Source organism: Exiguobacterium sp. s5 (genome assembly GCF_018618075.1).
Classification (GTDB): domain Bacteria; phylum Bacillota; class Bacilli; order Exiguobacteriales; family Exiguobacteriaceae; genus Exiguobacterium; species Exiguobacterium mexicanum_A.
Genome location: NZ_JACSLK010000002.1, coordinates 411,674 through 424,341, shown reverse-complemented (window position 1 = coordinate 424,341; position 12,668 = coordinate 411,674). Strand labels below are relative to the sequence as shown.

Annotated in this window: 10 protein-coding genes and 1 other annotated feature (1 of these 11 cut by a window edge); all 10 genes read left to right on the top strand. The window is 53.7% G+C overall.

Going from position 1 to position 12,668, the window contains the following annotated elements:
- Positions 1–6 precede the first annotated feature (6 nt).
- Positions 7–1,299, top strand: a complete 1,293-nt coding sequence (tig, locus tag KNP60_RS06235) for a trigger factor (protein WP_214797119.1) — start codon at positions 7–9, stop codon at positions 1,297–1,299.
- 210 nt (positions 1,300–1,509) lie between these two features.
- Positions 1,510–2,778 (top strand): ATP-dependent protease ATP-binding subunit ClpX, encoded by a 1,269-nt coding sequence (clpX, locus tag KNP60_RS06230; protein WP_034776808.1) that lies wholly within the window; start codon positions 1,510–1,512, stop codon positions 2,776–2,778.
- A gap of 70 nt (positions 2,779–2,848) precedes the next feature.
- Positions 2,849–5,149: an endopeptidase La gene (lon, locus tag KNP60_RS06225; RefSeq protein ID WP_214708075.1), complete on the top strand. Its 2,301-nt coding sequence runs from the start codon at positions 2,849–2,851 to the stop codon at positions 5,147–5,149.
- Between the two features lie 3 nt (positions 5,150–5,152).
- A complete protein-coding gene (gene yihA, locus KNP60_RS06220) occupies positions 5,153–5,749 on the top strand; it encodes a ribosome biogenesis GTP-binding protein YihA/YsxC (protein ID WP_034776812.1) in 597 nt (198 codons plus the stop codon).
- Between the two features lie 114 nt (positions 5,750–5,863).
- The gene (locus KNP60_RS06215) at positions 5,864–7,042 is read left to right on the top strand and encodes an AI-2E family transporter (protein WP_021066848.1); all 1,179 of its coding nucleotides are present in this window, start codon (positions 5,864–5,866) and stop codon (positions 7,040–7,042) included.
- Between the two features lie 185 nt (positions 7,043–7,227).
- Positions 7,228–8,571, top strand: a complete 1,344-nt coding sequence (hemA, locus tag KNP60_RS06210; RefSeq protein ID WP_214797118.1) for a glutamyl-tRNA reductase — start codon at positions 7,228–7,230, stop codon at positions 8,569–8,571.
- A gap of 59 nt (positions 8,572–8,630) precedes the next feature.
- The gene (hemC, locus tag KNP60_RS06205) at positions 8,631–9,548 is read left to right on the top strand and encodes a hydroxymethylbilane synthase (RefSeq protein WP_214797117.1); all 918 of its coding nucleotides are present in this window, start codon (positions 8,631–8,633) and stop codon (positions 9,546–9,548) included.
- Complete coding sequence (locus tag KNP60_RS06200) at positions 9,541–10,206, top strand: uroporphyrinogen-III synthase (RefSeq protein ID WP_214797116.1); 666 nt, start codon at positions 9,541–9,543, stop codon at positions 10,204–10,206. Before hemC ends, KNP60_RS06200 begins: the two co-directional genes overlap by 8 nt.
- Positions 10,203–11,183 (top strand): porphobilinogen synthase, encoded by a 981-nt coding sequence (gene hemB, locus KNP60_RS06195; protein ID WP_214797115.1) that lies wholly within the window; start codon positions 10,203–10,205, stop codon positions 11,181–11,183. The genes KNP60_RS06200 and hemB overlap by 4 nt, the downstream gene beginning before the upstream one ends.
- Positions 11,180–12,487: a glutamate-1-semialdehyde 2,1-aminomutase gene (gene hemL / locus KNP60_RS06190; RefSeq protein ID WP_214797114.1), complete on the top strand. Its 1,308-nt coding sequence runs from the start codon at positions 11,180–11,182 to the stop codon at positions 12,485–12,487. The genes hemB and hemL overlap by 4 nt, the downstream gene beginning before the upstream one ends.
- 47 nt (positions 12,488–12,534) lie before the next feature.
- Positions 12,535–12,668, top strand: a binding site (T-box leader); it runs 87 nt beyond the window's last position.

The following is a 12,668-nucleotide window of genomic DNA, read 5'->3' as shown; positions in this document are numbered from 1 at the left end:
CTTAGCATGACAGCAAAATGGGAAAAAACATCAGGTAGCCAAGGCGTACTCACGTACGAAGCACCTGCAGAAGCTTTTGATAAAGCAGTTGACGCCGCATTCAAAGATGTCGTCAAAACTTTGAACGTGCCTGGCTTCCGTAAAGGGAAATTGCCACGCCCAATGTTCAACAAAATGTACGGAGAAGAAGCACTCTATCAAGATGCGCTCGATATCCTCTACCGTGACACAGTTCAAGATGCGGTCGAAGAAGCTGGTTTCGAACCAATCGCTCTCGAAAACATCGATGTAGACGGCACGCTCGAAAAAGGCCAACCTGTAACGTTCAAAGTAACGTTCGTTGTTGAGCCAGAAGCTGAGCTTGGCGAATACAAAGGTCTCGAGTACGAAGCTGTTGAAACAACAGTCACTGACGAAGAAGTTACAGCTGAACTTGACGCGCTTCAACAGCAAGGCGCAGAGCTTGCTGTCAAAGAAGGCGCAATCGAAAACGGCGATACAGCTGTCTTTGATTTCGCAGGTTTCGCTGACGGAGAGCAATTCGAAGGCGGCACGGCTGAAAACTACACACTCGAAATCGGTTCAGGCCAATTCATCCCTGGATTCGAAGAGCAAATGGTCGGCATGACGGCTGGTGAAGAAAAAGACGTTGAAGTAACATTCCCTGAAGAGTACCACGCTGACAACTTGGCGGGTAAACCAGCGACATTCAAAGTCAAACTTCACGAAGTCAAAGCGAAGCAAGTTCCTGAGCTCGACGACGAGTTCGCAAAAGACATCGACGAGTCAGTTTCATCACTCGACGAGTTGAAAGCGAAAATCCGTGAGCGCTTAGAAACTGCGAAGAAACAAGAAGCGGAAGGCACAATGCGCGACCAACTCGTCGAGCAAGCAACAGCTAACGCAACAATCGACGTACCTGCAGTACTCGTTGACCAAGAAGTAGACCGCATGGTTCAAGAGTTCGGCACACGTGTTTCTTCACAAGGAATCGACCTCAACATGTACTTCGAACTCACTGGTACTTCTGAAGAAGCGATGCGCGAAGAGATGAAAGAGCAAGCTGAAGAGCGCGTTAAAGCTCGTCTCGTCTTGAAAGCAATCGCTGAGAAAGAAGCGATCGAAGTGTCTGACGAAGATGCTGAGAAAGAACTCGAAGAAATGTCTAAACTTTACAACATTGCACCGGATCAACTCCGTACAATGCTCGCGCCACAAGGCGGAATCGAGACACTTAAAGGTGACCTCAAATTCCGTAAAGCGATCGACGTTCTCGTTGAAAACGGGAAAGCGAAGTAATCGGATGACAGAAGGACGGCTGCTCAGCAGTCGTCCTTTTTTTCGTCACGACACTTTGCATGTGTTTATCTTTGATGAAGTGATTTGTTCATGCTACAATTATTGCAACGCAGAGATGTAAATGTTTTTTCGAGAGTGCTTTGCACCTGAAAATACAAATAGGCGATTTATCGCACTTACATCCATTTTCATTCAGAAGGGGTGTACCGAATGTTCAAATTTAACGAGGAAAAGGGACAACTTAAATGCTCGTTTTGCGGGAAATCGCAAGAACAAGTCCGTAAACTAGTCGCCGGTCCTGGCGTATACATTTGTGACGAATGTATCGAGCTTTGCAATGAAATCGTTGAGGAAGAGCTCGGTGTCGAAGAAGAAGTAGAATTCAAAGACATTCCAAAACCACAAGAGATTCGTAACATCTTAGACGAGTATGTCATTGGTCAAGACCGGGCGAAACGTGCGCTTTCGGTAGCCGTCTACAACCACTATAAACGCATCAACGCCGGTGGCCGTTCTGATGATGTCGAACTTTCGAAATCGAACATCGTCATGATTGGACCAACTGGTAGCGGTAAGACGCTTCTCGCTCAAACGATGGCTCGCGTCTTGAACGTCCCATTCGCAATTGCGGATGCGACGAGCTTGACGGAAGCCGGTTACGTCGGGGAAGACGTCGAGAACATCTTGCTCAAGCTGATCCAATCGGCGGACTACGATGTCGAGAAGGCTGAAAAAGGGATCATCTATATCGATGAGATCGATAAGATTGCCCGTAAGTCGGAAAACCCATCGATTACGCGTGACGTATCTGGTGAAGGTGTCCAACAAGCACTTCTCAAAATCTTGGAAGGTACGGTCGCAAGCGTACCGCCGCAAGGTGGACGGAAGCATCCGCATCAAGAGTTCATCCAAATCGATACGACGAACATCTTGTTCATCGTCGGCGGCGCGTTCGCTGGCATCGAAGCGGTCGTCAAACGCCGTATCGGGAAAAAAGTTATCGGATTTGGGAACGACCAAGAAAACCGCGAGATGACGCAAGAAGACTTGCTCGCCCGCGCACTTCCGGAAGACCTTCAGAAATTTGGATTGATTCCGGAGTTCATTGGTCGTCTACCGGTCATGGCGACGCTCACGACGCTTGACGAGGAAGCACTCGTCGAGATTTTGACGAAGCCGAAGAACGCCCTCGTTCGTCAGTACGAGAAAATGCTCGAACTCGACGATGTCGAACTCACGTTCACAGACGAGGCGTTGGTTGAAATCGCCAAGCTTGCGATCAAACGTAAGACAGGCGCGCGCGGTCTCCGCTCGATTATCGAAGAAATGATGCTCGATGTGATGTTCACTGTCCCATCGCGCGACGATATCGAGAAAGTCATCATCACGGATGAAACGATTACGGGTCTTGCCGGTCCGAAATACGTGCTTCGCGATGGTACTGTCGAACAGACAGGCGACAATAAAGAGACAGCATAATTTTTAACGAAAAAGGCTCAAACACTCGGCACATCCGAGTTTTGGGCCTTTTTGCACAGGAGGCGTTGTAATGGAACAGTTACCTATCCTTCCTTTGCGTGGAGTCGTCGTGTATCCGCTCATCGGCGTGACGATCGACGTAGGGCGTCCGCTCTCCCTGCGGGCACTCCTTGCCGCAAAGGAACACGAGACAGATTTGATTGTCGTGACACAAAAAGAAACAGGCAAAGAATCACCTGAACCGGAAGACTTATATGCGATCGGGACACGCGTCCATATCGCCAAGATGAGCGAGCTGTCGAACGAGACGGTCCGTGTTCGTCTTGTCGGGAAAGAGCGCGTCAAGATCAACTCGATTGAAGAGACGAAGGAAGGCTGGTTCGCCGACGTCGAGACGCTTGACCTCGTCGAAGGGGAAGAAGTCGAACGGACTGCACTCGTACGCCTATTGAAAGAACAGTTCGGCAAACTCGTCGGGACGATCAAAGGGTTGTCTCCGGACGAACGGCGCCGCTTTGAGATGTATGAGCGACTCGAGTCGTTGACCGATTATATCTCTTCTAAACTTGATGTCGACGTCGACATTCGCCAAGCGATGCTCGAAGAAGCCGATGCGGTCAAACGCGGGCTCGAACTGCTCGAGATCATGACGCATGAAGTCGAGATCATCGAGCTCGAGCAAGAGTTGCGCGAACGGACGAAAAAGACGATTGAGCAGGCACAGAAAGAGTATTATTTGCGCGAACAGATGAAAACGATTCAGCAAGAGCTCGGCGACCAGTCGCAAGAGTCTGAACCGAACCGTCTCCGTGAGAAGCTCGAGGCGCTCGATTTGCCTGAGACGACACGGAAGAACGTCATGCGCGAAGCCGAACGGTTGAACGTCGTCCCGGCGACGTCACCGGAGTACGCGGTCATCCGCAACTATCTCGACTGGATCGCTTCGCTCCCATGGGGCATCGAGACGGAAGATAAACTCGACGTCAAGCATGCGGCCGACGTCCTAGACGACGACCACTACGGCCTCGAATCGGTGAAAGATCGAATCCTTGAGTATTTGGCCGTCCGCCAATTGACGAACTCGCTCCGTGGACCGATCCTTTGTCTCGCCGGACCTCCAGGGGTCGGGAAGACGTCGCTTGCCCGGTCGATCGCGTCGGCACTTGAACGTCACTTTGTCCGCGTCTCGCTCGGCGGGGTGCGCGATGAAGCTGAGATTCGAGGACACCGTCGCACGTACATCGGGGCGATGCCAGGCCGTATCATCCGCGGCTTGAAGCAGGCCGAAAGCAAAAACCCGGTCTTCTTGCTCGATGAGATCGACAAGATGGCGTCAGACTTCCGGGGCGACCCGGCGTCGGCCATGCTCGAAGTACTCGACCCGGAACAAAACGTCTCGTTCTCGGACCACTATATTGAAGAACCGTTCGACTTATCGAACGTGCTCTTCATCGCGACGGCGAACGACGTCTCGCAAATCCCGGCTCCGCTGCTCGACCGGATGGAACTCATCCAAATCGGCGGTTACACGGAACTCGAGAAAGTCGAGATCGCCAAACGTCATTTGGTGCCAAAGCAGTATAAAGAGCACGGCTTGAAAAAGAGCCAGCTCACAATCAAAGATGACGCGCTTTACGAGGTCGTCCGCCGTTACACGCGTGAGGCCGGTGTCCGGAACTTGGAACGCGTCATCGGTTCACTTTGCCGGAAAGCGGCGAAGCAAATCGCCATCGGCGAGAAGAAACGCGTCACCGTCTCATTGAAGAGCCTCGGCGACTACCTCGGGAAACCGAAGTACCGCTACGGCAAAGGGGAGACGGAAGACTCGATCGGTGCTGTCACCGGACTCGCTTACACGGCGTTCGGGGGCGACACGCTCACGATTGAAGTTGCACTCGCACCTGGCAAGGGCAAGCTCCAGTTGACGGGGAAACTCGGTGACGTCATGCAAGAGTCGGCGCAGACGGCGTATAGCTACGTCCGCTCGAACGCGGAACGGTTCGGGATTGACCCGACGTTCTACGAGCGCCAAGACGTGCATATCCACGTCCCGGAAGGTGCCGTTCCGAAAGACGGTCCATCGGCCGGCATCACCATCGCGACGGCGCTCATCTCGGCATTGACCGGTAAGAAAGTCCGTCGTGATATCGGCATGACCGGAGAAATCACGCTCCGAGGCCGCGTCCTGCCAATCGGCGGGTTGAAAGAGAAAGCGCTCGCCGCACACCGCGCCGGTTTGACGACCATCGTCATCCCGAAAGACAACGAGCGGGACATCGATGACATTCAAGACACCGTCCGTGAGAAATTGACGTTCGTCCCGGTCACGACGCTCGATCAAGTATTAGAAGTAGCATTTGGAGGAAATTAAATAATGAAAATCACTAAAGCAGAATTTGTCACGAGTGCCGTCGCACCGGACCATTATCCGATTCACGAGTTGCCGGAAGTCGCACTCGCTGGACGTTCGAACGTCGGGAAATCGTCGTTCATCAACAAGATTTGTCAGCGGAAAGCGCTCGCGCGCACGTCTTCGAAGCCAGGGAAGACGCAGACGCTGAACTTCTTCAACATCAACGATGAGATCATGTTCGTCGACGTTCCAGGTTACGGCTACGCGAAAGTCTCAAAGACGGAGCGCGAGAAGTGGGGCGTCATGATGGAGCAGTACTTGACGTCGCAAAGCGCCCTCCGTGGCGTCGTCCTCTTGGTCGACATCCGTCATGAACCGTCGGGCGACGACGTGACGATGTACAACTTCTTGAAGCATTACGAGATTCCGGTCATTGTCGTGGCGACGAAGCTCGATAAAATCAAGAAAGCGCAACGTCAAAAACATGAGGCGGCCGTCAAACGGAAGCTGCAGTTCGAATCGACGGACCGGTTCGTCGCCTTCTCGGCTGAGACAGCCGAAGGGAAAGACGAGGCGTGGAAAGCGATTTACGATTTGTTGACGCAAGACGAAGATTGAGCGAAGACGAGGGCAACCCCTCGTCTTTTTTGTTTTCAGGGTTACGAGAGCGGGTAATTATCGTATAATTGTCCTAATTACATAAGACAAGAGAATAGAGAACGAGGTGGAAAGATGCAAATCATGTTTCAGAACAAATGGTACCGCTTTTTATTTTGGACGCTGACGATTTTCTTGGTCATCTGGGTCGGGACGGAAATCTCTTTCGTGTTCGAACCGATTCAAGTTATTTTGGCGCTCGTCACGGTACCGCTCATCATTGCTGGACTTTTCTATTATTTCTTAGTCGGGATCGTCGACTTCTTAGAAAAACGGATGGACGGCAAACGGCCGCTCGCCGTCGGGATTACGCTAGGTGGACTCGTGTTGATCTTTACGCTCGTCTTCAGCATCCTTGGCCCAGTACTCGCGGAGCAGGTGACGTCACTCGTTAACGCGATGCCGAGCATTGCCAAGGAATTGCAGGTACAGGCGTTCGCCGTTCGTGACTCGCTCATGCAAAATGAGTTCTTGTCACGCTTCATCGCCGAGAATGACGATATGTTCACCGACTTCACGAACAACGTGACGTCGTATCTCGGAGACGTCTTCGGGAATGTCGCGTCATCGTTCGGTCGTCTTGTCGGCTTCATCACGTCGGCCGTCATCACAATCGTCGTCATTCCATTCATGCTTTTGTATATGTTACTTGACGGGAAACGTCTTCCGGACTCAATCGTGAAGTTGTTGCCGTCGAGCTATGAGCGTGAGACACGCAACATCTTACATGACATGCATACGACGGTTAAAAACTACGTCCATGCCCAGTTGATCGTGGCGTTCTTCGTCGGAATCACGTCGCTCATCGGATTATGGATTATCGGACTCGACTATGCCATCCTACTCGCGCTCTTCATGATGGTGACGAACATCATCCCGTACGTCGGACCGTTCCTCGGTGCGGCACCGGCCGTTGTCGTCGCTTTCATCCAAGATCCGATTAAAGTGCTTTGGGTCATCGTCGTCATCATCATCGTCCAACAGATCGAATCGAACGTCATCTCGCCGCTCATCCAAGGCAAGTCACTCAAGGTGCACCCGCTGACGATCATCATCGTCTTGCTCGTCGCCGGGAACTTGGCCGGGATTATCGGGATGCTCATTGCGGTTCCGTTCTACGCGGTGGCGAAAGTCGTCGTTCAAAATATCGTCCGCATTTACAAGCTGAGGGAACGGAAACATTACCTCGAAGCGGAGGAAGAAGAAAAGACCCAAGAGAGTACAATCATCACCGATCCATCCTCTTTAAAATGAGGAATCAAGTAGAAATGGTCTCCATGTCCGTTTCTACTTTTTTCTGTCACAAAAAGTTCTTAAATTATTTCACAAAAATCGAACAGAAGATTATAGTTCCTAAATAAAAATTGTTATAATGTACGGTAGAGATGTGAAAAAGAAGAGACAACCGTCGGTGGATTTTGGATGAGGGGAAGAGGTACATGCATATTGTCGTCGTTGGACTAAATAACAAGACAGCCCCTGTCACGATTCGGGAGCAGTTCTCGTTTGGGGAGCAAGAAATCGTGGACGCGATGATTGCACTTCGCGAAGAGAAGAGCATATTTGAATCGGTTATTTTGTCGACTTGTAACCGGACGGAGCTATACGTCGTCACAGACCAGCTCCACACCGGACGTTATTATACAAAACGCTTTTTAGCGAACTGGTTTGATTTAGAGATGGACCAATTCACCCCTTATTTATCGATTCGTGAAGGAGAAGAGGCAATTCGCCACTTGTTCCGTGTCACGTCTGGACTCGATTCGATGATCATTGGGGAAACACAAATTTTAGGACAAGTGAAATCAAGCTTCTTCCGCGCCCAAGAGAACGGGACGACGGGAACGGTGTTCAATAAACTGTTCAAAGAGGCCGTGACGCTCGCCAAACGCGCCCATACCGACACACAAATTGGGGAAATGTCGGTATCGGTCAGCTCGGCAGCGGTCACGCTCGCTCAAGGGATGTACAACCGTCTCGATGACAAACAAGTCGTCGTCGTCGGTGCCGGTGAGACGGGCGAATTGACGACGCTCAACTTGTTCGAGGCCGGTGCGAAACAGATTGCCGTCTTTAACCGGACCGAGAGCAAAGCGAAAGCGGTCGCCGACAAGTTCCAAGGCCGGGCCCACTCGATTCGTGAGATCGCCTGTGGATTGCTCGACGCCGATATTTTGATCAGTTCGACCGGCGCCAAAGAAGCGGTCATCGGCTATGACGATGTCGCCGCCGCACAACTGCTTCGCCGTGAACGTCCACTTTTGTTAATCGACATTGCCGTGCCGCGAGATATCGATCCAGCGGTCCGGGCGCTTCCGGGCGTCCATTTGTTCGATGTGGATGACTTGAACGGGATCGTCAACAAAAACTTGGCGGCCCGTCTCGTCGAAGCGGAGAAGATTGAAATCAAAATCGACGAAGCGATTCAAGAGTTCCAAACGTGGCTCGTCACACTCGGTGTCGTCCCGATCATGAACGAGTTGCGCGCCCGCGCCCTCACTGTTCAAGAAGAGACGATGGAAAGCCTCGAGCGTAAGCTTGACCATCTATCGGACCGGGATAAAAAAGTCATCGGCAAACATATGAAGTCGATCATCAACCAGATGCTTCGTGAACCGATCGACTACATCAAAGACGCCGCGGCGCAACCGGATGCGAACACACGTATCAACCAGTTCGTCGAGACGTTCGGCCTTGATGTCGACGTCCCTGACGTCGAGCCGGAAATGGAAGAGACAGAAGCGATGTCAGCGAAAGCACCACTCCGCGCTTTGATGCGCTAATACAAAATCAAAAAAGGCGGCGGATCTCGTCGCCTTTTTCTATGAAGGGGATATGGACTATGCGTAAAATTATCGTCGGCTCACGCCGTTCACAACTTGCGATGACACAGACGAAATGGGTCATCGAGCAATTGAAGAAAGCCGGGGCTCAAAACGAGTTCGAGATCAAGGAAATCGTGACGAAAGGCGACCAAATCGTCGATGTCCAGTTATCGAAAGTCGGCGGCAAAGGGTTGTTCGTCAAAGAGATCCAGCAACAAATGATTGCCGGGGAAATCGATTTCGCCGTCCACAGCATGAAAGACGTGCCGGCCGAGTTGCCGGAAGAACTTTTTATCAGCTGCATGCCGAAACGCGTTGACGCCCGAGACGTGCTCATCTGCGAGAACGGGTACACGCTCGAGACGCTCCCGGAAGGTGCTGTCATCGGGACGAGCTCACTTCGTCGCGGCGCGCAGATGCTCGCCGCCCGCCCGGACTTCGAGATTCAATGGATCCGCGGCAACATCGATACACGCCTCAAAAAACTTGAGACGGAAAACTTCAACGCCATCTTGCTCGCCAAAGCCGGGCTCGAACGCATGGGGTGGACGGATCGCGTCGACTTCGAAGCGCTTGACGCTGACATGATGGTCCCGGCGGTCGGCCAAGGCGTGCTCGCCATCGAAAGCCGGAAAGACGACGCTGAAGTGACGGCAGTTCTACAATTGCTCCATGACGACGTGACGGCGAAAGCGGCGACGGCAGAGCGGACGTTCCTCAAGGCGATCGAAGGAAGTTGCCACGTGCCGGTCGGCGGTTATGCGACGGTCAACGGGGACGACGTGACACTGACAGGCCTCATCGCCTCGGTCGACGGCAAAGAAGTGCTCCGCGTGACGAAGACGTCGTCTGACGCGGTCGCACTCGGGAACGAGGTAGCAGACGATCTTCTCGGACGCGGCGGGCGCGAAATTCTCGCCTCGGTCAATGCGTGACGTCTGGTACACAGGGACAAAACGACTGACCGCTACGCAACGAGCCCGGCTCGCCGCGAGCGGTCTTTCCGTGCATCATGTCCCGCTTATCGAGACGAGATTGACACATCGCGAGATGCCGATTCACCGGTTCGATTGGCTCGTCGTGACGAGCCAGACGGCGGTACCGGCGCTTTGTGACGTCCCACGTGACGTCAAAGTCGCGGCCGTCGGCGAGAAAACGAAACAAGCACTCGAGACCGTCGGATTCACTGTCGGACTCATGCCGGAGACGTTTACGGGCGAGGCGCTGTTCCGCGACCTCGCGGACGTCGTAACAGCAGGCGAGGTCGTCCTGTTCGCCCGGGGCGACTTGGCGAACACGGCGCATATGACGCAACTCGAAAACGTCCACGACTGGGTCGTCTATGAGACGATCGGCCGTGAACTGACAGAGACGGAAGTCGAGGCGCTCGAAGGAATCGAGGCGCTCCTCGTGCTCAGCCCGTCCGCCGTCCGGGCGCTCACGCCATATCTCGACCATTTCCACGGGACGTGGTACGCCATCGGTGAAGTGACCGAGCGCGCCGTCCGGGAAGTGTCGACGTTACCGGTCCGAGTGCCTGAGTGTTATACTATGGATGCATTAATACAGTGTATAGGGGAGGATTTTTCATGAACCAGTTTGATCGTCATCGTCGTCTTCGTTCATCGAAGTCGATGCGTGCACTCGTACGTGAAAATCATGTTCGGAAAGAAGATTTGATTTACCCGCTCTTCATCATCGAAGGGACAGACATTAAACGCGAAGTCAGCTCGATGCCTGGCGTCTTCAATTTCTCGCTCGACCGCCTCGAGGACGAGATCAAGGAGATCGTCGACATCGGCATTCAATCGGTGCTCTTGTTCGGCGTGCCGGAACATAAAGACCCGGAAGGTACGGAAGCGTATCATGACCACGGCATCGTCCAAGAAGCGATCCGTAAAGTGAAAGAGTGGGCGCCACAGCTCACGGTCATCGCGGACACATGCCTATGTGAATACACGTCGACAGGCCACTGTGGCATCGTGAAGAACGGTGACGTCGATAACGACGCGTCGCTACCGCTTCACGTCCAGACGGCCATCACGCAAGCGCAAGCAGGCGCTGACATCATCGCACCGAGCTCGATGATGGACGGCTTCGTCGCCGCCATCCGTGAAGGGCTCGACCAGAACGGATTCAACCATATCCCAATCATGAGTTACGGCGTCAAGTACGCATCGGCGTACTACGGACCGTTCCGTGACGCAGCTCAATCGGCACCTGGTGAAGGCGACCGCAAAGGCTATCAGATGGACCCGGCCAACCGCCGTGAAGCGTTCCGTGAATCACAATCGGACGTCGAGCAAGGCGCCGACTTCATGATCGTCAAACCGGCGCTCGCGTTCATGGACATCATCCGTGACATGCGCGATTCGCTCGATATGCCGATCGTAGCGTATAACGTGAGCGGAGAATACGCCATGGTCAAAGCGGCTGCCTTGAACGAATGGGTCGATGAGCAACGCATCGTCATGGAGACGATGGTCGGCTTCAAACGGGCCGGTGCGGACCTCATCGTCACGTATTTCGCAAAAGACGTCTGTCGCTATTTGGAAGGAGACTATTCATGACGACCTACAAACAAACACGCTCAGAAGCGGCGTTCGAACAAGCACGTCCGCTCATGCCGGGCGGGGTGAACAGCCCGGTCCGTGCCTATAAATCAGTCGGCATGACGCCAATCTTCGCTGAACGCGGTGAAGGCTCACGCGTCTACGATATCGATGGCAACGAATATATCGACTACGTCCTCTCATGGGGACCACTCATCCTCGGCCACCGTGACCCGGTCGTCACGAAGGCGATTCAAGAGCAAGCCGAGAAAGGCTGGACGTTCGGGACACCGACTGAGCTGGAGACGAAAATGGCCGAGCTCGTCATCGAGCGCGTCCCATCAATCGAGATGGTGCGCATGGTCAACTCGGGTACGGAAGCAACGATGGCGGCACTCCGCCTCGCACGCGGGTACACGGGCAAGACGAAAATCTTGAAGTTCGAAGGCTGCTACCACGGTCACGGCGACTCGCTCCTCATCAAGGCCGGTTCGGGCGTCGCGACGCTCGGTCTCCCGGACTCACCGGGCGTGCCGAAAGACTTGGCGAGCCAGACGCTCACGGTGCCGTACAACGACTTGGATGCCCTTCGCGTCGCGTTCGAGAAGTTCGGTGACGACATCGCTGGGGTCATCGTCGAACCGGCGGCCGGCAACATGGGCTTCGTGCCACCGCAACCTGGATTCCTTGAAGGACTCCGCGAGATCACGGAACAATACGGCGCGCTCCTCATCTTTGACGAGGTCATGACCGGGTTCCGGGTCGGATATAACTGTGCCCAAGGCTACTTCGGCGTGACGCCGGATTTGACGTGCCTCGGAAAAGTCATCGGCGGCGGCCTTCCGGTCGGTGCCTATGGCGGGAAACGCGAGATCATGGAACAAATCGCGCCGCAAGGGCCGATTTACCAGGCGGGGACGCTCTCAGGGAACCCGCTCGCGATGATCGCCGGCTACACGACGTTGTCGCAACTCAAGCCTGAGCACTACGCCGAGTTCGAACGCAAAGCGGACCGTCTCGCCGAAGGCTACATGAAAGCAGCCGAGAAGTATAACATCCCGCACGACACGAACCGGGCCGGCTCGATGTTCGGATTCTTCTTCACGAACGAGAAAGTGACGAACTTCGAGAAGGCGAAGACGGCGAACCTCGACTTGTTCCGTGCTTACTATCAGAAGATGGCGGCGCGCGGCGTGTTCTTGCCACCGTCACAGTTCGAAGGATTGTTCCTCTCGACCGTGCACACGGACGAAGATATCGACTTGACGCTCGCAGCGGTCGAGGCGACGTTCAAAGAGCTGCAACAAGAGTTTTCACTGTAATCTTGACGGAAACAGCTTCTGTCGCTACAATTGTTTAACAGATACGAACAAAAGCTACGATGAGGAATAGTACGCCAACAACATCCTTTTTCAGAGACGCGGTCGCTTGGTGCGAGGCCGCGAAGGATGGTGCGGAAGTCGCCTCGGAGCTGACCTTTTGAACGAAGTAGGAAGGTCCGGT

Excerpts from the sequence above, each read along its gene's own strand:
- tig (WP_214797119.1), top strand. The coding sequence starts at position 7 with ATGACAGCAAAATGGGAAAAAACATCAGGTAGCCAAGGCGTACTCACG.
- clpX (WP_034776808.1), top strand. The coding sequence starts at position 1,510 with ATGTTCAAATTTAACGAGGAAAAGGGACAACTTAAATGCTCGTTTTGC.
- lon (WP_214708075.1), top strand. The coding sequence starts at position 2,849 with ATGGAACAGTTACCTATCCTTCCTTTGCGTGGAGTCGTCGTGTATCCG.
- yihA (WP_034776812.1), top strand. The coding sequence starts at position 5,153 with ATGAAAATCACTAAAGCAGAATTTGTCACGAGTGCCGTCGCACCGGAC.
- KNP60_RS06215 (WP_021066848.1), top strand. The coding sequence starts at position 5,864 with ATGCAAATCATGTTTCAGAACAAATGGTACCGCTTTTTATTTTGGACG.
- hemA (WP_214797118.1), top strand. The coding sequence starts at position 7,228 with ATGCATATTGTCGTCGTTGGACTAAATAACAAGACAGCCCCTGTCACG.
- hemC (WP_214797117.1), top strand. The coding sequence starts at position 8,631 with ATGCGTAAAATTATCGTCGGCTCACGCCGTTCACAACTTGCGATGACA.
- KNP60_RS06200 (WP_214797116.1), top strand. The coding sequence starts at position 9,541 with ATGCGTGACGTCTGGTACACAGGGACAAAACGACTGACCGCTACGCAA.
- hemB (WP_214797115.1), top strand. The coding sequence starts at position 10,203 with ATGAACCAGTTTGATCGTCATCGTCGTCTTCGTTCATCGAAGTCGATG.
- hemL (WP_214797114.1), top strand. The coding sequence starts at position 11,180 with ATGACGACCTACAAACAAACACGCTCAGAAGCGGCGTTCGAACAAGCA.